A 19,147-nucleotide genomic window follows, 5' to 3' on the forward strand; every position below is an offset into this window, starting at 1 on the left:
ATCGGCCGAATGGTCGAGGCACCACACCGCCGACGATGGCCGTATGACCGAGGCGCGCGCACGTGTCCACGGGCGAGGGTGAAGCCACCTCGTCGGAGGGCCACCACGTCGGAGCACCGTCTCGACGAAGGCTTCCTCCCCCAACATCAGGAGTGCGTGATGCAGCTCGGCAAGTTCCTCGTCGGCGCCGTCGGCGGGGCGACCGCACTGGTCGCTCTCGGCGGTCTCGGCACCTATCTGCTGTCCGGGACCGAGTCGACGACCCACCTGGACGACTACACCACCGCGCAGGTCGACGGGCACAGGGCACTGTCCGCCAACATCGTCGCGGGCCGCACCCAGAGCAAGTACCACCCGCTGCCCTGGGTCGGCAAGGACGTCTCCGGCGTCACCTGCCCGACCGGTCTCAAGGCCGTCGCGGGTGCCTCCATCACTTGCACCGGCAAGACCGGCGGCGGCAAGAGCGTCGGCATCCGGGTCTCCGTGGTCAAGGCCACGAGCACGTCCCTGACCTGGAAGTTCGAGCGCTGACAAGAACTGGCGAACTGGGGAAACCATCGTGAACACCGTTCTGGCCGGACGCGGCCTGACCAAGAAGTACGGCTCGACCACCGCCCTGGACGGCGTCGACGTGGAGGTCCGCGAGCGGGACTCGCTGGCCGTCATGGGCCCCTCCGGCTCCGGCAAGTCGACCCTGCTGCACACCCTCGCCGGGATCATCCGCCCCGACGGCGGAACCGTGCTGCTGCGCGGGCAGGCCATCGACGGTCTGAGCGAGAACAGGCTCAGTACTCTGCGCCGCAAGCGCTTCGGCTTCGTCTTCCAGTTCGGCCAGCTGCTGCCGGAGCTGCCGGCCGAGGAGAACGTCGCGCTGCCGCTGATGCTGGAGGGCATGCCCCGCAGGCAGGCGGTCCGGCAGGCCCGCCGCTGGTTCGCGCCGCTCGGCCTCGACGGTCTGGAGCACCGCCGGCCCGGTCAGCTCTCCGGGGGTCAGGCCCAGCGCGTCGCCATCGCCCGCGCCCTGGTAGTCGAACCCGACGTGGTCTTCGCCGACGAGCCGACCGGCGCCCTCGACCAGGCCACCAGCACCGAGGTCGTACGCCTGCTCACCTCCGTCGCCCGCGAGCAGGGCGCCGCCCTGGTCATGGTCACGCACGACGCGGACGTCGCCGCCCACTGCGACCGGATCCTCCAGGTCCGCGACGGCCGGATCAGCCACCACAGCCAGTACACGGTCGCCTGAGCCGGCCGCGCACCCAAGACCGGAGAACCGATATGCGCTCCCCCGTCCTGTCCCTGACCTGGCATCTGGCCCGGTCCTCCGGCCGCCGAGGCCTGCAGAGCCAGTTGCTGGCGGCGGGGGCCGCCGCCGCCGGCGCGTTCGTCCTGCTGGTGATGCTCGCCGCCGGCCTCGGCTCCGGCGCCCGCGCCGACCGAACGGCCTGGCGCACCCCCGAGCCCGCCCGGCACGCCACCGCCGTCCAGGCGCTCGCCACGACCTACGTCCGCCACGAGCCCGTCACCGTCGTGAACCTGGCCCGGCTGCCCGACCGCAGGGCCACCCCACCGCCGCCCGGCCTGAGCGCCTTCCCGAAGCAGGGCGAGGTGTACGTCTCCCCCGCCCTGGCCGAGCTGCTGCACAAGCTGCCGGCGGGCCAACTCGCCGACCGCTTCCCGAAGGTGACGACGTACGGCACCATCGGCGCCGCCGGTCTCGCCTCTCCGGACGAGCTGGTCGCCGTCGTGGGGCGGTCGCCCGGCGATCCGGCGGTCTCCAGGGCTGCTGGTGACAGCGGGATGTACGACATGTACCAGGCCGCGCGCGCCGAGGTCAGCGGCTTCCAGGGCAGCAAGCAGAGCCTGTTCACGTACACCGACCAGTCGACGGCGCTGCTGGGCGTGGCGCTGCTGGTGATGCCGGTGGCCGTGCTGGCCGCCGCCGCGGGACGGCTGGGCGCGGCCCGGCGCGAGGCGCGGCTCGCCGCACTGCGGCTGGCGGGCGCGACCCCGCGGCAGATCATCGGCATGACCGCCGCCGAGGCCGCGGCCGTCGGCGCGGCCGGAGCGCTGGCGGGTGCCGCGCTGTACGCGGCGCTGCTGCCCGCCCTCGCCGAGATCCCGTATGGCGTCGGCAGCTGGTACACGGGACAGCTGTGGGTGGGCCTGCCCTGGTTCGCCGCGGTCGTCCTGGCGGTCACGGCACTCATCACCGTCAGCGCGGTGTCGATGCTCCGCCAGGTGGCGACCTCCCCGCTGGGCGTCGCCCAGCAGGCCGACCCGCGGCGCACCCGTGTCATCCGGCTCGTGGTGTTCGTGGCGGTCGCGCTGTACGTCTTCTCCCAGTCCCAGGGCGGCGGCCTGAGCACCCGGCAGGTGGTGGGGCTCCTGCTGCTGTTCTACGGCGCGTTCTGGCTGTTCGGCCCGTGGGTCGTGGACCGGCTGGGCCGGATCGCGGGCCGCTTCGCCCGCCGCCCGGCCACCCTGCTGGCCGCGCGCCGGCTCAGCGACGACCCGCGCGGCGCCTGGCGCACCGTCAGCGGGCTGGTGCTGGCCGGCTTCGCGGCCGGGTTCTTCGCCGTCAGCATGGTCGGCACCGACGGCTCCCACTTCCGGGACCAGGTCGCGGTGGTCACGTCGAACGCCGCCGAGGCCCGGCACGCCACCGCCGAGGCGCGGACGCTGCTGCGGGAGGCGGGTGTCACTGCGACCGTCACCACCATGAAGGAGGACGACTACGACAGCCTGACCGGCGGCTCACCGGGCCTGGTGGCCCGCGTCCTCGGCGGCTCCGAGCGCATCGACGCCGCCGTCACCGCCCTCGCTCCCCTCGGCACCTCCCGGATGCCGTACACCCAGGACTATGCCACCGCGGGCGACCGCTCTGCCGTCGACCGCTTCGCCGAGGTCAGTACCGCCACCCTGGCCCTGAGCTTCCTGGTGGCCACCGCCTCCGCGGGGCTGACCGCCGCCGCGGGCGTCCTGGACCGGCGCCGCGTGTACGGTCTGCTGCGGCTGGCCGGCACCCCGCTGAAGGTGCTGGACCGGGCCCGGGTGCGCGAGACGGTCCTCCCGCTGGTCGTGCTGGCCGGCGGCACCACCGCCATCGGTGTCTGCGCCTCCTATCGGCTGAACAAGGTGTTCGGCGCCTCCCTCGACCTCACCGGCGCCCTGCAACTGGCCGCCTGCACGGCCCTGGGCGCGCTGGCCATGTTCGCGGCGATCGGCTGCAGCAGACCGCTGCTGCGCCGGGTGACGGCCGATCCCGCCCCGACCGCGGACTGACACGGACGCCGGAGCGGCCACCGACCGGTGGCCGCTCGGCCACTACTCCACTGAGGCATGATCGAGCCATGACGAGCCCCGCCCCCGCCACCCCGTCCGGTGCGCCCATCCGTGTCCTGATCGCCGACGACCAGGACATGGTCCGCACCGGCTTCCGGTTCTTCCTGGACGCCCAGCCGGACATCACCGTGGTCGCGGAGGCGGCCGACGGCGAGGAGGCCGTCGCGCTGGCCCGGCGGGTGCGGCCGGACGTGTGCCTGCTGGACATCCGGATGCCGAAGCTGGACGGCCTGGAGGCCACCCGGATGCTGGCGGGGCCGGACGTCTCCGACCCGATGCGGGTGGTCGTGGTGACGACCTTCGACCTGGACGAGTACGTGTACGGGGCGCTGCGCGGCGGCGCCTGCGGGTTCCTGCTGAAGGACTCCGGGCCGACGCTCCTCGCGGAGGCGGTGCGCGCCGCAGCGGCCGGTGACTCGCTGGTCTCCCCCTCGGTCACGGTCCGCCTGCTCAAGCACGTCACCGCCGCCCCTGGGACCGGCGCCCCCGTGCGGACCGCACCGCCGACCGAGTCCCTCACCGACCGTGAGCTGGACGTGGTCCGCCTGGTCGCCCTCGGCCGCACCAACGCCGAGATCGCCGCCGAGCTGTACGTCTCCCTCTCCACGGTCAAGACCCACCTCTCCAGCGTCCAGCTCAAACTGGACGCCCGGAACCGGGTCGAGATCGCGGCCTGGGCGTGGCAGAACGGGTATGCGCAGCCGACCGCCTAGAGGTTCAGCACGCGGGCCACGGTGCGCAGCACTCCGTTGTCGTTGTTGGACGGGGCCAGGTGGCGGGCCCGTGCGATGACGTCCGGGTGGGCGTTGGCCATGGCGAAGGACCAGTCGGCGGCGTCGAGCATCTCCAGGTCGTTGAGGTAGTCGCCGAAGACCATGGTCTGGGCGGGCGTGATGCCCAGTTCGCGCTGGAGGCGGCGCAGGGCCGCGCCCTTGTTGGCGGTGCGGTTCATGACGTCGACCCAGTGCTCGCCGGAGACGACGACCCTGGGGGTCCCCCCGCTCGAGCGAAGTCGAGAGTGGGGGAGGGTGGCGGTGACGGCCTCCAGCGCGGGCGCGGTGGTGCGCGCGGCCGAGCCGAAGTCGAAGAGGGCCACCTTGAGGATGTCGTCGTCGACCGCGGCGGCGTCCTCGACGACGCGGTTCTCGACGTAGTACCTGCACGCCTCGGCCAGGAACGCCTCATCGCTGCGCTCGACGTACGCGGACCGCTTGCCGCAGACGACGGCGCCCACGTCCACGCCGTCGGCCACCAGCCGCCGTACGGCCTGCACGACACAGGCCACGACCTCGGGCTCCAGCGGGTCCGAGCTCAGCTCCACACCGTCGCGCACCACATACGTGCCGTTCTCCGCGATGAACACCATGCCCTCGGCGACCTCGGCGAACTCCCGTGCCAGCGTGGCGTACTGGCGCCCGCTCGCCGGGCTGAACAGCACGCCGCGCCGGCGCAGCTCGGCCAGCGTCTCCCACAGGCCGGGCGGGATCCGCTTGGCGTCGTCCAGCAGTGTGCCGTCCATGTCGGTGACGACGAGGCGAATGTCGGCGGAGCCGACGGGCAGGCCGGAGGCGGTGCGCAGGGGCGAGGCGGCGGAGGACATGACCTGCTTCCGGTGGGGCGCGACGGGGCGCCGGGCGGCTTACGGCGGTCCCGTCACCCTACGCGAGCTGCGCAGACGATCAGCTTCCGGACCGGATCAGGCCCGTCAGATAGCGCCACAGCGACGAGCGCCGCTTGGCGCCCTGGTCCGGCACGACGGCCGCATCCGATCCCCGTCCTGTGTCCGCCATGGGCGCCGGCGCGACCGGCAGCGGCGGCCCGGAGAGTTCGTAGCGCACCGGCAGCGAGCGCAGCCCCCGCATGAACGGCGAGGAACGCCAGGGCAGTTGGTCGACGGGGAGGGCGAGCTCCAGGTGCCCGAACCGTTCGAAGACACGGCTCACTCCTGCTGCCGCGATCGTCGACGCCAGCTCGCGGGCCGGGCACTGGCGGGGCCCCGCGCCCCACGACAGGTGGGCTCGGCTGCTGATGCTCGAGCCCGGTTCCAGCCGGCCGGCGAACAGGGGGTCGGCGTGTGCCGCGGCGGCGGAGACCCACACGGGGTCGCCGGCGTGAATGGTGTAGTTGCCGAGTGAAGTGTCCGCGGCCGCGAACCTCGGCACGAAGTTGACCAGCGGCGGCTTGCGCATGACCACGCGGTTCATGGTCTCGCGCACCATCCCCGCGGACAGGGTGGTACGGACCCCGCCCTCGCTCTCGCCCGCGATCACCTCGACGACCGTGTTGGAGATGAGGATGCCGACGTGGTCGGAGGTCATCCCGAGCAGCATGAACAGCTCCCGGGCCAGTGCGTCGACGGAGAGGTCCGGGTGGGCGGCGAGCAGGTGGGAGGGGAAGTCGTCGCCCGGCTTCTCGATCTTGGCGGCGGCGAGTTCGGAGAGTGTGACCAGCAGGCGGGCCAGGGCGGGTTCGGCGTCCGGGCCCGCGTCCAGCACCCGCCACATGTCCATCAGGGCGTCGTCGCCCTGCGAGCCGGGGAAGCCGAGCAGATGGCTCGCCGCCATCAGCGGGAGCGGGCGGGAGAACTGCGCCGAGAGGTCGGCCACGCCTGTGCCGCCGCCCCGTGCGAGCAGGGAGATCAGTTCGTCGGCGTAGCCGGTGACGGCCGCCCTGAGCCGCTTGGCCTGCGGGTTGCGCGGGTCCTGGAAGGGGCGCAGGGCCGTGTCCCAGGCGCCGCGCAGCGTGCGGTGGCCGGGGCCGCCCTGGATCAGTACGTGGTTGACCTCCAGCGAGGGGCCGAGCGGCCAGTCGGCCGGCACGCGGCCCTCCGAGCGGGCCCGCCAGTTCTCCAGGCCCTTGGGCCAGCCGGCGTCGTCCTGGAGCACCTGGAGCGACTCACGGTAGCCGAGCACGAGCCACGCGGGCACGCCCAGCAGGTCGACCGGCGCGACCGGGCCGTGGCGCTCCCGCAGCCGCTCGTAGACGAGCGCGGGACGGGTCTCGTAGTCCCGGGTAAGCAGGGGTTCCGGAGCCAGGGCCTCCAGCCGCGTGCGGCTCCGCTCCGCGCTGCCTTCGTCGACCAAGTGGATCTCCATGCTTCCGTCGCCCCCTTCGACACCGCCTGTATCCGCCCGCGGCCGAGCGCTCCGCGGGATGCGCCGTTGATCACCTGCGCGCCGTCGTGGCTGGTCGCGCCCACGCGGCGGAGCCGCGTGTCGATACGGCCACGCACCCCTTCGGGGGCGCTGCCGCACCGGCGCGGACCTCTCCCGACCTGCTGGGCGGACCCGCAGGGACCGTACCTCAGGCGTCACTCAGGTCACACGGCGGGGTACTGACCGGTAGCAAGCGGCCCGCCCGCCCTCATTCGCGCTCGCTGCTCCCGGCGGCCGTCCGCTCCAGCCGGTCGAGGCGATCGTGCAGGGCGTGCACGGTCTCCTCGCCCAACTCGTGGGCGTGCAGGGCGAGATGGTGGCGGCGCTTCTGCTCCCGTCCGGCGAACCAGGTCGTCAGGGCCGCGGTGACCATGCCCTACGTGGTGATGCCGACGACCATCACGACGGCGCCGATGACACGGCCGCCGAGGGTCACGGGGTGGAAGTTGCGGTGGCCGACGGTGGTCGCGGTCTCGATCGCCCACCACAGCGCCTGCGGGTACGTCCGCAGATCGGCGCGCGCCGCGTCGTGTTCGGCGGCGACGACGGCCCACGAGCCGATCGGCATCACCACCGCCGGGACGGCCGTCGCCCCTCCCGCAGCCTTCAGGTGCAGCGAGCGGCCCTGGCGGCCGAGCAGCAACTCGACCGCCCTGGCGAGGAATCCGGGCAGCATGGTCACTCCCCGGGACGCGTCGGCATGGGGTCAGCGTCGCCGGGGGCGGGCATGCCGGGCGGGGCGTTCGAGTTGCCGTAGGAGGTGGGGTGTTGTGCGCTGGAGGGCATGCGCTTCTCGTCACCGGGCGAAGGACCGGGGTCATGACGCCGGATCCCCCCTCCGTGCCGGAGACCTACGGATTCGACTGCACGGACTGCGGTCACGCCTGGAGGGCCGTCTTCCAGCTGATGTTCTTCACCGACCCGATGGACCCCTGGGCACTGACCACCCAGGAGTACGTCGACGAGGCGGGCCGGGCCGTGCGGTCGCCGCTCGCGGACGCGGTCTGCCCGGAGTGCGGCGGGCGCAGGGTGCGCGTGCACGCGGAGCGGGGGACGCCTTGACCGCCCGCTCACCCGAACGGGCCGTTGTGCCTGGTGGGGCGGTAGGGCCGGTGGTGCGCTGAGGGGAGGTCCGCCAGCTGCTCCGGAGGCATCCGCAATGAGCCGTCGCCAGTCCCCTCTCGTCCATGTGTTCGCCTCGGCCGTGGCCGTGAGTGCGCTGCCGGCCACCGCGTCCTGCTCGGGCGACGGCGAAGGTTCCCGGGCCTCCGACGCCGCCGCCACACCCCTCGGGGCCCGTACGTCGGCCCCGGTCCCGACCCGTACGTCGGCCCCGCCCCGTCTCACCCAGGCCGGAGCACAGGCCGCGCTCATCACCGAGAACGACCTGGAGGGGAACTGGAACCAGGTCAAGGGCGCCGCCGCCTGGGGTGACACCCTGCTCATCGGCAAGGTCGACGTCGCCCAGTTCCTGACCGCGAAGGCGAACGCCGCCGACTGCCAGCGGCTCCTGGACGCGCTCTACGACGACGACCTGCTGGGCAAGCCGACCGGCGCGTCCGCGCTGACGGGCTTCGAGCAGGGCGACTCCCGTCTCCTCTACCAGGTCGCCGCCTACCACCCCGTCCGGCTGAGCGCCGCGCTGGCCTGGCTGAAGACCCTGCCGGTCAGATGCGACCAGTTCACCGCGACCGACGCCAAGGCGGCAAGCGGACGGTCCAGGTGACGTCCGCCTCGGTACCGAAGCAGGGCGACGCCCGGCAGGGCCTGCACGTGACGGTGCAGGGCAACGCGAACGGCGAACCGGCCACGCTCACCCTGGACGTGGCCGCGGTGCGCGTGGGCAGCGACGCGATCACCGTCACCGCCGGCGGCCTGGCCGGAGGCGCGCGCCCCTCGCTGGAGCTGGCGGTGCGCAAGGGCGCCCAGCGACTCAAGGACATCCAGGCCGGCAAGACACCCGCCCCCGGCCCCGGCCGGACCCCTTGACGGGCGGCAACCGGCCCGTTCCGCACACCTGATCGGCCGATTCCCGGGACAGCGTGATCACCGGGCGGCACAATGGCGGCGACAGCCAAAGGTGTTGAGAAGGAGCAGAGTTGTGAGTGAGAGCCACACCCCGGGCGGGTCGGCGAGGCTGAACACCGGTGTGGCGCACAACGCGCGCGTGTGGAACTACTGGATCGGCGGCAAGGACAACTACGAGGTCGACCAGCAGGTCGGCGAGCACGTCGCCGGGATGTTCCCGATCATCCGGGAGATCGCCCGGGCGGACCGCTGGTTCCTGGGCCGTGCGGTGCGGTTCCTGGCCGAGGAGCGCGGGGTGCGGCAGTTCCTGGACATCGGCACCGGGCTGCCGACCGCGGACAACACCCACCAGATCGCCCAGCGGATCGCACCCGACGCCCGGATCGTCTACGTCGACAACGACCCGATCGTGCTCGCCCACGCCCGCACCCTGCTGACGGGCACGCACCAGGGCGTCACCGACTACATCGACGCCGACGTCCACGACCCCGACGCCATCCTCGAACGTGCTTCCGGGACCCTCGACCTGACCCAGCCGGTCGCGGTGATGATGCTGGGCATCCTCAACTTCGTGCTGGACGCGGAGAAGGCACGGGAGATCGTACGGAAGGTCGTGGCCGCGGTGCCGTCCGGCAGCTTCCTGGTCCTCACCCACCCCACCTTCGACGACGAACTGGGCGGCGCGGGCCAGATCCCGGCCATGAAGTTCTGGAACGAGAACGCCACCCCGCCGATCACCGCCCGCAGCGGCGAGGACATCGCCGCGTTCTTCGACGGGCTGGACCTCCTGGAGCCGGGCCTGGTGTCGTGCTCGCAGTGGCGTGCCGAGCCCGGATCGCCCGCCGTGGTACCGCAGTTCGGCGCCGTGGCCGTGAAACCCTGACGGAGCAGCCCTGACGGACGTGCCGACCGCGGAGGACGTATGACCACTCTTGCCGACCCCGTCCCCGGCGGGCGCCCAGGTGACGTCGAGCGGGCGAAGGCGCTCAGCGAAGAGCTGTCCGAGCGGGGCGTGCACGGCATCGTCCTGGCCTACGTCGACACCGCGGGCGTCGGCCGGGTGAAGACCGTGCCCACGGCCAGGCTCGCTTCGGCGGCGGCCTGGGGCGTCGGCATGTCGCCGGTGTTCGACACGTTCCTGGCAAACGACTCCATCGTCTCCACCGACGTCCTGGGTTCCCCGGACGGCGACCTGCGCCTCTACCCCGACCTCGGCCGACTCGTCGTCCTGGCCGGGCAGCCCGGCTGGGCGTGGGCGCCGGTCGACCGGATCACACAGGAGGGCGAGCCGCATCCCGGCTGCAGCCGCACGGTCCTGCGCCGTATCGTCTCCGCGGCCGCCGAACGGCACGGCCTCACCTTCAAGGCCGGCATCGAGATCGAGTGGGCCGTCGGCCAGGGCCCGGCGGAGGGCGGCGACTTCGTGCCCGCGACCTCGGGTCCCGCCTACAGCGCCACCCGCCAGGTCGAACTCAGCGACTACACGGCCGACCTGCTCGCCGCGTTCGCCGCGCAGGGCGTGGACGTCGAGCAGATCCATCCCGAGTACGCGCCCGGCCAGTTCGAGATCTCGGTGGGCGCCCTCGATCCGGTCGCGGCGGCCGACCGGAGCGTGCTGGTACGGCAGACGATCCGGGCGGTGGCCGGGCGCCACGGGCTGGTGGTGTCGTTCGCACCGGCCGTCTTCGCGCAGGGCGTCGGCAACGGCGGCCACGTCCACCTCTCCGCCTGGCGCGACGGAGTCAACCTGCACTCCGGCGGCGAGGGCCGGTACGGCATGACCGCCGACGCGGAGTCGTTCGCGGCCGGAGTACTCGCCCGTCTCCCGGCCCTCACGGCGGTGACCGCGCCCAGCCCGGCGAGCTGTCTGCGGCTCAAACCCTCCCAGTGGGCAGGGGTGTTCACCGCGTGGGGCCGTGAGACCCGCGAGGCCGCGGTGCGGGTCGTCACCGGCACGGCGGGCCTGCGCGACCAGGCCGCGAACCTGGAGGTCAAGCCAGTCGACCTGGCCGCCAACCCCTATCTCGCCCTCACCTGCCTGATCGCAGCCGGACTGGACGGCCTGACCTCGTCCGCACCCCTGCCCGAGGAGATCACCGGCGATCCGGCCCGCCTGGACCCCGCGGACGCGGCGGCCCGGGGCATCCGCCGCCTGCCGACCTCGCTCGCCGAATCCGTGGAGGAGTTCCGCAAGGACGAACGGCTGCGGGCCGCGCTCGGCCCGGTCCTCGCGGATGCCGTGATCGCCGTACGACAAGGGGAGATCGCGGCGGCGCACGGGCTGGACGACGAGCGGCTGGCGGCGGCGTACCGCTGGAAGTACTGACCATGGGCGGCCCGGTCCAGGAGGCGCTGGAGGCACTGGAGCTGGTGGATCACCACTGCCACGGCGTCGTCACCGCCGATCTGACCCGGGAGGGCTTCGAAAACCTGATCACCGAGGGCGCGGCCTGGCCCGGGATCTCGCCCTTCGACTCCCCCGTCGGCGTGGCGATCCGCCGCCACTGCGCTCCCCTCCTGGACCTGCCGCGCCACGCCCCGCCCGATGAATACCTGTCCCGGCGGGCCGAGTTGGGCCCGCGCGAGGTGCACCGCCGCTTCCTCACCGCCGCACGGACGAGCACGTTCTGCGTGGACACCGGGTACGCCCCGGAGCGCCTCACCACGCCCGCGGAACTGGCCGGGACCGCGGGCGGGACGGCGTACGAGGTGGTACGGCTGGAGGGCGTCGCCGAGGCGGTGGCGGCGAAGGGCGTCGAGCCCGACGACTACGGCGACGCCTTTCAGGCGGCCGCGCTGGACGCCGTGCAGCGGCCGGGCGTGGTGGCGGTGAAGTCCGTGGCCGCCTACCGCACCGGCTTCGACCTCGACCCGGCCCGCCCATCCGTCGCGGAGGTCACCGAGGCGGCCCGGCACTGGTCGGCGCGCGGCGGCCGGCTGGACGATCCGGTTCTCGTACGACACCTGCTGTGGACCGCGGTCGACCTCGGCCTCCCCCTCCAGCTCCACACGGGCTTCGGCGACAACGACATCCGCCTGCACCGGGTCGACCCCGCCCGTCTCACCGACTGGCTGCACCTGACCACCGGCACCATCCCGGTGCTGCTCCTGCACTGCTGGCCCTACCAGCGCCAGGCCGCCTATCTGGCGGCGGTGTTCGAGCACGTCTACCTGGACGTGGGCCTCACGCTCCACCACGTCGGCCCGGCGCGCGCCCGGGCGGTCCTGGAGGAGGCCATGGAGATCACCCCGTTCCGCAAGCTGCTGTACAGCTCCGACGCGTACGGTGTGGCCGAGTTCTACTGTCTGGGCGCGCTCGCCTTCCGCCGCGGGCTGGCCGGTCTGTTGCAGGACCGGGTGGACGCGGACGAGCTGGGTCTGCCCGACGCGCTGCGGTTCGCCGAGTGGGCGGGAGCACACAATGCCAGCCGGGTCTACGGCCTTTCCGGCCCCTCCTGAAAGTATGATCAAGCAATGTCTGACATGACCGAAACCACGCCGGGCTGGCTCAGCTCCGACGACCTCGAGCTGGCACGCGCCCGTATGCCGATCCTGTACGTCGAGGCCGTGCCCGTGCGCGTCGACGACAGCGGCGAGGTGACCAGCGTCGGCCTGCTGCTGCGCATCGGCCCGGACGGGACGGTCAGCCGGACCCTGGTCTCCGGTCGCGTCCTGCACCACGAGCGGGTCCGTGACGCCCTGCTGCGCCACCTGGAGAAGGACCTCGGCCCGGTGGCGCTCCCCCGGATCCCGGCCTCGCTGCAGCCCTTCACGGTCGCGGAGTACTTCCCGACGCTGGGCGTCACGCCGTACCACGACCCGCGCCAGCACGCGGTGTCCCTGGCCTACGTCGTCCCGGTCACCGGCGACTGCCGGCCCCGGCAGGACGCCCTGGACCTGGTGTGGTTCAGCCCGCAGGAGGCCGTCTCGGAAGCGGTCCAGAGCGAGATGCCGGGCGGGCACGGGGTGCTGCTCAGGCAGGCCCTCGCCCATGTCGGCTGCTCGGTTTGAGCATGGCGCTGAAGGGTGTGACGGGGCGCTCCACGCGCTCCCCGTCCACGGTGATGTCGACCACCTCGTTGTAGAACGCGAGCAGCCCCTTGACCGTGCCCACGGCGGGCAGCGGGTCCGGATAGCTCCAGACGATGTCCGGCGGCACGTCGTCCTCGCCGCGCAACGACCAGTACTGTGCCGTGCCCTTGTACGGGCAGCCGGTGTGGTGCCCGGTGGGTTCGAGGAGGTCCAGGCGGACGTCCTCGCGCGGAATGTAGTAGCGGGTCGGCAGACCGGTCTCGAACAGCAGCACGGGCCGGCGGGTGTCGGCGACGAGCCTGCCGTCGACCGAGACCTGGACATGCCGGCTGCTCGGGATGGCGTCCACCCGCTTGTGCGGGTCACGGGGGTGGATGAAGATCTCTTCCTCCTCCTCGTACCAGTGGTCGAGGCCCCTCCCGCTGCGCCGGAACCACTCGAAGGCGATGTGTCCGGCCAGGTCGGCGGCCGGAAACGTCCAGGCGGCGTTCTCCAGCAGCTCACCGTCGACTTCGAGGTCGTAGAAGATCCTTGATCCGGTGTGGGCGCCCGTCCGCGGGTTCTTCGCGGGGCGCAGGAGGTCCTCACGCACGTCCGCACGCGGGAAGGCGTACTGCGGTACCGGCAGCGAGGGCTCCCAGACGAGGACGGGCTGCCGGCTGTCGACGACGGTGACCTCGCCCTTGCGCCCGCGCACCCAGCGTTCGCTGGGCTCCCACAGGAGGCCTTCGGGGGTGGTGCGGAGGGATCGTTCGGTGGGGAGTGCACTCATGAAGCTCTCCTTTCCTTGCTCCATGATGAGCCCCATGGACTTTGAGCCGTACCGGGGCGAGTTGGTGGCGTACTGCTATCGGATGGTGGGCTCGTTCCACGAGGCCGAGGATCTGGTGCAGGACACCATGCTGCGCGCCTGGAAGGCCCGGGAGCGGTACGACGCCTCGCGTGCGGCGGTGCGGACGTGGCTGTACCGGATCGCGACCAACGTCTGCCTGACCGCGTTGGAGGGGCGGGCGCGTCGGCCGTTGCCGTCCGGGCTCGGTGCACCGAGCGACGACCCGGGGGCGCCGCTCACCCCTGCTCTCGACATCCCGTGGCTGCAGCCGTTCCCCGACGCCCGGTACGACGTCGAGAGGCGGGCCGATCTGCGGCTGGCGCTGGTGGCGGCGATGCAGTTGCTGCCGGCCCGGCAGCGGGCGGTGCTGGTGCTGCGGGAGGTGCTGGAGTTCAGTGCCGCCGAGGTGGCGGAGCAGCTCGGGACGACGGTCGCCGCCGTCAACAGCTCACTGCAGCGGGCCCGGGCCGCGATCGCCGACGTGGGCGACCCCGGCGAGGTGCCCGAACCGGACGACGCCGAGGCGCGGGAGGTCGTCCAGCGGTACGCGCGCGCCTTCGAGGCGGCCGACGTCCCCGCACTGGTGCGGCTGCTGACCGACGCCGCCGTCCTGGAGATGCCGCCGGTGCCGCTGTGGTACCGGGGCCGGCGCGACTACGGCCTGTTCATGGAGCGGGTCTTCGAGATGCGCGGGACCGGGTGGGCCACGCGGCAGCTCACCGCGGGCGGACAGCCCGCGCTCGCGGCGTACGCGCCCGCCGCGGACGGTGGGCACCGGCTGCACACGCTCCAGGTCTTCACGGTGACCGGACGGCGGGTCGCGCGGAACGTGGTGTTCACGGACCCGCGCGTCTTCGAGGCGTTCGACCTGCCCGGAGAGATTTCCCAGGACGAGTTCGGCCGCGGGCGATGAGTCCGGGCGGTGGCGCCGGTACATACCGGTGACCACCGATCGAGACATCCGAGAGGACAACGCCATGAGCGTCATCGTCATCGCCTTCACCACTTTGGACGGCATCGTCTCCGACCCGGACGGCCGCGGCGGCACACCCGGCGGCGGCTGGATGTTCCGGCACGGCCCCGAGGCGGTGGCCGGGGACAAGTTCCGCCTCGGGGCCACCCTGGACGAGGGGGTCATGCTGCTGGGCCGCACCACCTGGGAGCTGTTCTCCCAGCTGTGGCCGCACCGCGACGACCCGTTCTCGGCGCGCATGAACGCCGCCCGGAAACTCGTCGCGACCCGCACCCTCACCGACGTCTCCGCCTGGGCGAACTCGCAGATCCTCACGGGCGAACTGGTGGACGCCGTCAAGCAGGAGAACCGCGACGTGGTCGTCACCGGCAGCCTCAGCGTCGTCCACGCGCTGATGGCCGAGGACCTGATCGACGAATACCGCCTGGTCACCCTCCCCACGGTTCTCGGCACGGGCGACCGGCTCTTCCCCACGGACACGCCACCCATCCACCTCGAGTGCGAGTCGTCGCAGCAGACGGGGCCTGCCGTCCTCACCCGCTACCGGAGGAGCGGGCGATGACAGCACGCTTCCTGGTCCTCTACGAGACCCCGCCCGACCCGGCGGCGTTCGACCGGCACTACCGCGAGGTCCACCTCCCGCTCGCCCGCAAGCTGCCGGGGCTGCGGCGGTACACCATCGGGGGCGAGGTCACCGCCGTGCGCGGGGGCGAACCGTGCCACCTGGTCGCCGAGCTGGAGTGGGACACGATGGAGGAGCTGCGCGCCGCGTTCGCCTCCCCGCAGGGCCGCGCCTGCGCCGAGGACGCGGAGCGCCTGCAGGAGTTCGCGCCGGTGCGCGGCATGGTGTTCACCGTGGGTGAGGCCTGACGCCGTCCCCGGTCATGGGGGTCAGGCCGGGTCCTCCGCCTTGCGCTGGGTGGTGCCGGGGGCGCCGGTGTCGCGGTGCCATTCGACGACCAGTTCGTCCTTGGTCCCGAACCGGACCAGGTGGCGGCCGACGACGTCCTCAAGCAGGTCGAGGTGCTCGGCGTCGGTCTCCACCGAGAGCAGGAGGGCTCCCTCGGTCGCGGTGAGGGAGCCCGTCCCGTTCTGGAAGACGAGGCTGCCCTGCCCGCTCTCCTCGTCCCAACTGGTCTGGCTGCGGCGGCCGAGGTGGGAGGCGAGCTGCTTGGCGTAGCGGTGCGGGCGGTCGGTGGTGACGCGGGCTTCTGAACGGGGCACTGGCGGACTCCCGGGTTCGCGTGGGGTGGCTGGAGTCGATGATATGGATTCAGCGGTGTTCGGGGTTCTCGGCGTCGAAGCGGCAGCCGGCGTCCCACGCGGAGCGCTGGTTGCCGTGGGCGGGGATGCCCTTGGCGCGCTTCAGCATGGCGGCCAGATGCATCAGGTTCCAGGTCATGAACGTGGTGTTGCGGTTGGTGAAGTCGTTCTCCGGGCCACCCGAGCCGGGGTCCAGATACGAGGGTCCGGGCCCCGCCGCTCCGATCCAGCCGGCGTCGGCCTGCGGCGGGATCGTGTAGCCCAGGTGCTGGAGGCTGTAGAGGACGTTCATCGCGCAGTGCTTCACGCCGTCCTCGTTGCCTGTGATCAGACAGCCACCGACCCGGCCGTAATAGGCGTACTGCCCTTCGGGGTTGAGCAGCGACGAACAGCTGTAGAGCCGCTCGATCACCTTCTTCGTCACCGAGCTGTTGTCTCCGAGCCAGATCGGCCCGGCGATGACCAGGATGTCCGCGGCCATCACCCGCTGGTACAGCGCGGGCCACTCGTCCGTCGCGAAGCCGTGCTCGGTCATGTCCGGGTAGACGCCAGGGGCGAGATCGTGGTCGACGGCGCGGACCTCGGACGTGGTGACCCCGCGCGACATCATGATCTCCGCGCTCTTGTCGATCAGTCCCTGGGTGTGGCTCTGCTGGGGCGAGGGCTTGAGGGTGCAGTTGATGAACAGGGCGCTCAGGTCGTCGAAGCGGTACGCGTCGTCGGTCTGGGGCGATGCGGTCATGGACGCACTCCTTCGCACGGGACCGCCGGGGCGGATGCCGGGGCCGGTCCGAGCCGCGGCTCAGCAGCAGCGTCTCGCCCGGGCGGCGTTTTGTCCTGCTCTGGCGCACCGGCGTAAGACACCCGTCATATCGGGACGACGTACGCCGCGCGCCCGCAGCCCGGCACGGGGATCCTGGGAAGGTGACGATCGACGTGTCCGTGACGCGCGTGATCCCCCTGTCACCCGAGCGGGTGGCGGAGTACGCCATGGACTGGCGCCATGACGCATGGGGGCACCTCCCATGCCCGTTCAGGGCTATGGGGGAGGACCCAGGGCATTCGTACGGCCGAGCTGACCCGGGCGGCGGACGGGGGCGGCTTCGGTGTCGGTGCCCAGGTCACCCGGACGGCGTTCTTCCTCGGCCGGCGCATCGACTACGTGCTGCGCGTGGCCGCGCACGACTTCCCGCGGCTGCTCGACATGGTGTCGGTGGCGGGCCCGATGCCCATGCACGTCACCTACACCTTCGAGCCGGACCCGGCAGGCACCCTGGCCCGCATCCGGGTCCAGGGCGGCTCCGGAGGCTTCTACCGGCTGGCGGCACCGCTCCTCGCCCGCCAGGTCCGCTCGTCCCTGCGCAAGGACCTCCGCGACCTCGAACGCAGACTCACGCACCGCACGGATTGAGGCCCTCATGGCGTACGACGAAGGACTCGCCGAAAGGATCCGGCAGCACCTGGGCGGCGATCCCGACGTCGCCGAGAAGCGCATGTTCGGCGGAATCGCCTTCCTGCTGCACGGCAACATGGCCGTCGGTGTGACCGGCGACGACCTGATGGTCCGCGTCGGCCCCGACGCGACGGACGCCGCACTGGCCCGGCCGGGTGCCCGTCTGTTCGACATGACGGGCCGCCCGATGCGCGGCTGGGTCGTCGTGGACTCCTCCGCCCTCGCCGAGGACGCGACGCTCGGCGAGTGGATCGACGAGGGGTACGGCTTCGCCGCGGGCCTGCCGCCCAAGTGAAGGGGAGCGGTCTCAGTGTGCGGCGTCCAGCCGGGCCCGCTGCTCCGCCGTCAGTTCCAGGTCGACCGCGGCCAGGTTCTCCTCCAGCTGGGCGAGTGTCGAGGCCCCTGCCAGCGGAATGATCGGGAGGTCTCCGCCCAGCTGCCAGGCCAGGACGACCTGGTTGGAGGTGGCGCCGGTCTCGCGGGCGATCTCGTGCAGGACGGTGAGGCGGGCCGGGGTGCCGGGGTGGTCGTAGTCCGCGGGCAGCCGGTCGGGGTGGGTGTAGCTGCCCTTCAGGAGCGGTGAGTACGCGACCAGGGTCAGGGCGGGCTCGGCCCGCAGGTACGTCAGCAGATCAGGTCCCGCATGGCCGAGGCTGCCGTCCGGGAACAGGTCGTCGGGTACGTCGGAACGCGGGCGCAGGTAGCTGTGCGCGTACTGCAGGACCTCGTACCCCGGCAGCCCGGCCGCGGCGGCGATCGCACGGGCCCGCTCCACCCGCCAGGCTGCCTGGTTGCTCACGCCGAGCAGTCCCACCGTGCCCTCGGCGACCAGTTCAGCGAAGCCCTCGACCGTCTCGCGCTGCGGCACCGTGGGGTCGTCGATGTGGGCGTAGAGCAGGTCCAGCTTGTCGACGCCGAGGCGTTCGCGGCTGCGTTCGGCGGACTCGCGGATCACCTTCGCCGACAGGCCCTCCGGGTTGTCGATGTAGCTGGTGCCGGGCGCCAGCGGGCGGGCACCGAGCTTGGTGGCGATGAAGATCTCGCCGCCGATGCCACGGCTGCGCCGCCACCGCCCGAGCAGTTCCTCGCTCTGGCCGCCCTGGCCGCCGTCGACCCAGAAGGCGTAGTTGTCGGAGGTGTCGATGAAGTTGCCGCCGGCCTCGACGTACCGGTCGAGCAGGGCGAAGGACGTCTCCTCGTCCGTCCGCGAGCCGAACAGCATCGCGCCGAGCGCGAGCACGCTCACCTCGCGACGGTTGTGCGGGTCTGTTCCGATGGTGCGGTACTTCATGTCGGGTCCTCCCGTTCGCGCCCGCGGTTTCGGGTACGAACGGGAGTCTTCAGCTTGAAGCGCACACGAAGTCAAGGGGCTCCGCGCGCACTACTTGCTGAACGGGCCCTCCAGCGCCGCCCACTGCAACAGCATGATCGTCTTGGCGTCGGCGATCTCGCCGGTGCGGATCATCTCCAGGGCCCGGCGGAAGGGCAGTTCGACGATCTCGATGTCCTCGCCCTCCTCGTGGAGGCCGCCGCCCTCATGGGTACGGGTCGAGGGTCCGTAGGCGGCGGCGTAGAAGCTGACGCGTTCGGTGACCGAGCCGGGGCTCATGTACACGTCGAAGACGTGCTGGACCTCGCCGATGGTGTGCCCGGTCTCCTCCACCACCTCGCGCCGCACGGCGAGTTCCGGGTGCTCGTCATCGTCGTCGAGGAGTCCGCCGGGCGTCTCGACGAGCATGCCGTCGGGGTGTCCGTTGACGTACACGGGGAAGCGGAACTGCCGCGTGAGCAGGACGGTTTCGCGTTCGACGTCGTACAGCAGCATGGTGGCGCCGTTGCCGCGGTCGTGTGTCTCGCGCTGCTGGGTGGACCAGGTGCCGTCACCGTGCCGGAAGTCGAAGGTGGTGGCGCGCTCGACGTACCAGTGGCTGGAGAGCAGTTTCACCTCCCGCACCTTCACGCGGGGGTTGCCGGTCAGGTCCAGGCCGGTGCGGTCCAGGCCGGTGCGGCCGCGGCCGTCCGGGGTGTCGATGCCGGCGGTCATCGGGGACCGCCGGCCGTGCGTGCGT

At 72.2% G+C, this 19,147-nt stretch carries 21 protein-coding genes and 2 pseudogenes; 15 read left to right on the plus strand and 8 right to left on the minus strand.

Translation table 11 applies throughout. The features are described from left to right. Window positions 1-159: 159 nt before the first annotated feature. The 4 genes from LJ657_RS39795 to LJ657_RS39810 all read left to right on the plus strand — a co-directional run bounded on the left by LJ657_RS39795 (window position 160) and on the right by LJ657_RS39810 (window position 4,055). The gene (locus LJ657_RS39795; RefSeq protein ID WP_232654561.1) at window positions 160-531 is read left to right on the plus strand and encodes a DUF4333 domain-containing protein; all 372 of its coding nucleotides are present in this window, start codon (window positions 160-162) and stop codon (window positions 529-531) included. Window positions 532-559: 28 nt separating this feature from the next. Beyond that, a complete protein-coding gene (locus tag LJ657_RS39800; RefSeq protein WP_232654562.1) occupies window positions 560-1,243 on the plus strand; it encodes an ABC transporter ATP-binding protein in 684 nt (227 codons plus the stop codon). A 32-nt stretch (window positions 1,244-1,275) separates the two neighbouring features. After that, window positions 1,276-3,282, plus strand: coding sequence for an FtsX-like permease family protein (locus tag LJ657_RS39805; protein WP_232654563.1), 2,007 nt, complete (start codon window positions 1,276-1,278; stop codon window positions 3,280-3,282). Window positions 3,283-3,350: 68 nt separating this feature from the next. Then, a complete protein-coding gene (locus tag LJ657_RS39810) occupies window positions 3,351-4,055 on the plus strand; it encodes a response regulator (protein WP_232654564.1) in 705 nt (234 codons plus the stop codon). Here the strand turns inward: LJ657_RS39810 and LJ657_RS39815 are convergent. The 3 genes and pseudogenes from LJ657_RS39815 to LJ657_RS39825 form a co-directional block, all read right to left on the minus strand. Beyond that, a complete protein-coding gene (locus tag LJ657_RS39815) occupies window positions 4,052-4,942 on the minus strand; it encodes a Cof-type HAD-IIB family hydrolase (protein WP_232654565.1) in 891 nt (296 codons plus the stop codon). The genes LJ657_RS39810 and LJ657_RS39815 overlap by 4 nt on opposite strands. A 79-nt stretch (window positions 4,943-5,021) precedes the next feature. Further along, window positions 5,022-6,437: a cytochrome P450 gene (locus LJ657_RS39820; protein ID WP_232654566.1), complete on the minus strand. Its 1,416-nt coding sequence runs from the start codon at window positions 6,435-6,437 to the stop codon at window positions 5,022-5,024. A 268-nt stretch (window positions 6,438-6,705) separates the two neighbouring features. Beyond that, window positions 6,706-7,173 (minus strand): annotated as a pseudogene (locus LJ657_RS39825) (potassium channel family protein). A gap of 143 nt (window positions 7,174-7,316) precedes the next feature. Between LJ657_RS39825 and LJ657_RS39830 the strand changes: the two are divergent. The 6 genes and pseudogenes from LJ657_RS39830 (at window position 7,317) to LJ657_RS39855 (ending at window position 12,536) form a co-directional block, all read left to right on the plus strand. After that, the gene (locus LJ657_RS39830) at window positions 7,317-7,559 is read left to right on the plus strand and encodes a hypothetical protein (protein WP_232654567.1); all 243 of its coding nucleotides are present in this window, start codon (window positions 7,317-7,319) and stop codon (window positions 7,557-7,559) included. Between the two features lie 97 nt (window positions 7,560-7,656). Then, a pseudogene (locus LJ657_RS39835) lies at window positions 7,657-8,486 on the plus strand (hypothetical protein). Window positions 8,487-8,598: 112 nt separating this feature from the next. After that, on the plus strand, window positions 8,599-9,408 hold the full coding sequence (locus LJ657_RS39840) for an SAM-dependent methyltransferase (RefSeq protein ID WP_232654568.1): 810 nt from the start codon (window positions 8,599-8,601) through the stop codon (window positions 9,406-9,408). 39 nt (window positions 9,409-9,447) lie between these two features. Further along, a complete protein-coding gene (locus LJ657_RS39845; RefSeq protein WP_232654569.1) occupies window positions 9,448-10,851 on the plus strand; it encodes a glutamine synthetase family protein in 1,404 nt (467 codons plus the stop codon). A gap of 2 nt (window positions 10,852-10,853) precedes the next feature. Beyond that, the gene (locus LJ657_RS39850) at window positions 10,854-11,984 is read left to right on the plus strand and encodes an amidohydrolase family protein (protein WP_232654570.1); all 1,131 of its coding nucleotides are present in this window, start codon (window positions 10,854-10,856) and stop codon (window positions 11,982-11,984) included. A gap of 15 nt (window positions 11,985-11,999) precedes the next feature. Continuing rightward, on the plus strand, window positions 12,000-12,536 hold the full coding sequence (locus LJ657_RS39855) for an NUDIX hydrolase family protein (RefSeq protein ID WP_115910498.1): 537 nt from the start codon (window positions 12,000-12,002) through the stop codon (window positions 12,534-12,536). Here LJ657_RS39855 and LJ657_RS39860 read toward each other — a convergent pair. Next, on the minus strand, window positions 12,499-13,329 hold the full coding sequence (locus LJ657_RS39860) for a DUF427 domain-containing protein (protein ID WP_232654571.1): 831 nt from the start codon (window positions 13,327-13,329) through the stop codon (window positions 12,499-12,501). The genes LJ657_RS39855 and LJ657_RS39860 overlap by 38 nt on opposite strands. A 34-nt stretch (window positions 13,330-13,363) precedes the next feature. Here LJ657_RS39860 and LJ657_RS39865 point away from each other — a divergent pair, with 34 nt between their 5' ends. The 3 genes from LJ657_RS39865 (at window position 13,364) to LJ657_RS39875 (ending at window position 15,232) form a co-directional block, all read left to right on the plus strand. Continuing rightward, the gene (locus LJ657_RS39865; RefSeq protein WP_232654572.1) at window positions 13,364-14,302 is read left to right on the plus strand and encodes an RNA polymerase subunit sigma-70; all 939 of its coding nucleotides are present in this window, start codon (window positions 13,364-13,366) and stop codon (window positions 14,300-14,302) included. A 64-nt stretch (window positions 14,303-14,366) separates the two neighbouring features. Next, window positions 14,367-14,924, plus strand: a complete 558-nt coding sequence (locus LJ657_RS39870; RefSeq protein ID WP_232654573.1) for a dihydrofolate reductase family protein — start codon at window positions 14,367-14,369, stop codon at window positions 14,922-14,924. After that, window positions 14,921-15,232 (plus strand): EthD family reductase, encoded by a 312-nt coding sequence (locus LJ657_RS39875; RefSeq protein ID WP_232654574.1) that lies wholly within the window; start codon window positions 14,921-14,923, stop codon window positions 15,230-15,232. Before LJ657_RS39870 ends, LJ657_RS39875 begins: the two co-directional genes overlap by 4 nt. 21 nt (window positions 15,233-15,253) lie before the next feature. Here the strand turns inward: LJ657_RS39875 and LJ657_RS39880 are convergent, their stop codons facing one another. Both LJ657_RS39880 and LJ657_RS39885 read right to left on the minus strand, forming a co-directional pair. Continuing rightward, window positions 15,254-15,586: a DUF2218 domain-containing protein gene (locus LJ657_RS39880; protein WP_232654575.1), complete on the minus strand. Its 333-nt coding sequence runs from the start codon at window positions 15,584-15,586 to the stop codon at window positions 15,254-15,256. A gap of 49 nt (window positions 15,587-15,635) precedes the next feature. Beyond that, window positions 15,636-16,367 carry a flavodoxin family protein gene (locus tag LJ657_RS39885; RefSeq protein WP_232654576.1) on the minus strand — a complete coding sequence of 244 codons (732 nt, stop codon included), beginning with the start codon at window positions 16,365-16,367 and terminating at the stop codon, window positions 15,636-15,638. A 261-nt stretch (window positions 16,368-16,628) separates the two neighbouring features. Between LJ657_RS39885 and LJ657_RS39890 the strand changes: the two genes are divergently transcribed. After that, on the plus strand, window positions 16,629-17,036 hold the full coding sequence (locus LJ657_RS39890) for an SRPBCC family protein (RefSeq protein ID WP_372488037.1): 408 nt from the start codon (window positions 16,629-16,631) through the stop codon (window positions 17,034-17,036). A gap of 7 nt (window positions 17,037-17,043) precedes the next feature. After that, the gene (locus tag LJ657_RS39895; RefSeq protein WP_232654577.1) at window positions 17,044-17,373 is read left to right on the plus strand and encodes a TfoX/Sxy family protein; all 330 of its coding nucleotides are present in this window, start codon (window positions 17,044-17,046) and stop codon (window positions 17,371-17,373) included. 12 nt (window positions 17,374-17,385) lie between these two features. On the opposite strand, the gene LJ657_RS39900 is transcribed toward LJ657_RS39895, so the two are convergent. Next, entirely contained in the window at window positions 17,386-18,369 is a 984-nt protein-coding gene (locus LJ657_RS39900; RefSeq protein ID WP_232654578.1) for an aldo/keto reductase, read from the minus strand. A 90-nt stretch (window positions 18,370-18,459) separates the two neighbouring features. Continuing rightward, the gene (locus tag LJ657_RS39905) at window positions 18,460-19,122 is read right to left on the minus strand and encodes an NUDIX domain-containing protein (RefSeq protein WP_232654579.1); all 663 of its coding nucleotides are present in this window, start codon (window positions 19,120-19,122) and stop codon (window positions 18,460-18,462) included. Window positions 19,123-19,147 lie beyond the last annotated feature (25 nt).

The sequence above is a fragment of the Streptomyces guryensis genome, from assembly GCF_021261325.1.
Lineage (GTDB): Bacteria > Actinomycetota > Actinomycetes > Streptomycetales > Streptomycetaceae > Streptomyces > Streptomyces guryensis.

Bases quoted from the DNA above. Each gene is read 5' to 3' on its own strand.
- LJ657_RS39870 (WP_232654573.1), top strand. From the start codon at position 14,367: ATGAGCGTCATCGTCATCGCCTTCACCACTTTGGACGGCATCGTCTCC.
- LJ657_RS39865 (WP_232654572.1), top strand. From the start codon at position 13,364: ATGGACTTTGAGCCGTACCGGGGCGAGTTGGTGGCGTACTGCTATCGG.
- LJ657_RS39855 (WP_115910498.1), top strand. From the start codon at position 12,000: ATGTCTGACATGACCGAAACCACGCCGGGCTGGCTCAGCTCCGACGAC.
- LJ657_RS39895 (WP_232654577.1), top strand. From the start codon at position 17,044: ATGGCGTACGACGAAGGACTCGCCGAAAGGATCCGGCAGCACCTGGGC.
- LJ657_RS39875 (WP_232654574.1), top strand. From the start codon at position 14,921: ATGACAGCACGCTTCCTGGTCCTCTACGAGACCCCGCCCGACCCGGCG.
- LJ657_RS39830 (WP_232654567.1), top strand. From the start codon at position 7,317: ATGACGCCGGATCCCCCCTCCGTGCCGGAGACCTACGGATTCGACTGC.
- LJ657_RS39885 (WP_232654576.1), bottom strand. From the start codon at position 16,367: ATGACCGCATCGCCCCAGACCGACGACGCGTACCGCTTCGACGACCTG.
- LJ657_RS39890 (WP_372488037.1), top strand. From the start codon at position 16,629: ATGACGCATGGGGGCACCTCCCATGCCCGTTCAGGGCTATGGGGGAGG.
- LJ657_RS39805 (WP_232654563.1), top strand. From the start codon at position 1,276: ATGCGCTCCCCCGTCCTGTCCCTGACCTGGCATCTGGCCCGGTCCTCC.
- LJ657_RS39850 (WP_232654570.1), top strand. From the start codon at position 10,854: ATGGGCGGCCCGGTCCAGGAGGCGCTGGAGGCACTGGAGCTGGTGGAT.
- LJ657_RS39860 (WP_232654571.1), bottom strand. From the start codon at position 13,329: ATGAGTGCACTCCCCACCGAACGATCCCTCCGCACCACCCCCGAAGGC.
- LJ657_RS39795 (WP_232654561.1), top strand. From the start codon at position 160: ATGCAGCTCGGCAAGTTCCTCGTCGGCGCCGTCGGCGGGGCGACCGCA.
- LJ657_RS39905 (WP_232654579.1), bottom strand. From the start codon at position 19,122: ATGACCGCCGGCATCGACACCCCGGACGGCCGCGGCCGCACCGGCCTG.
- LJ657_RS39810 (WP_232654564.1), top strand. From the start codon at position 3,351: ATGACGAGCCCCGCCCCCGCCACCCCGTCCGGTGCGCCCATCCGTGTC.
- LJ657_RS39900 (WP_232654578.1), bottom strand. From the start codon at position 18,369: ATGAAGTACCGCACCATCGGAACAGACCCGCACAACCGTCGCGAGGTG.
- LJ657_RS39820 (WP_232654566.1), bottom strand. From the start codon at position 6,437: ATGGAGATCCACTTGGTCGACGAAGGCAGCGCGGAGCGGAGCCGCACG.
- LJ657_RS39815 (WP_232654565.1), bottom strand. From the start codon at position 4,942: ATGTCCTCCGCCGCCTCGCCCCTGCGCACCGCCTCCGGCCTGCCCGTC.
- LJ657_RS39845 (WP_232654569.1), top strand. From the start codon at position 9,448: ATGACCACTCTTGCCGACCCCGTCCCCGGCGGGCGCCCAGGTGACGTC.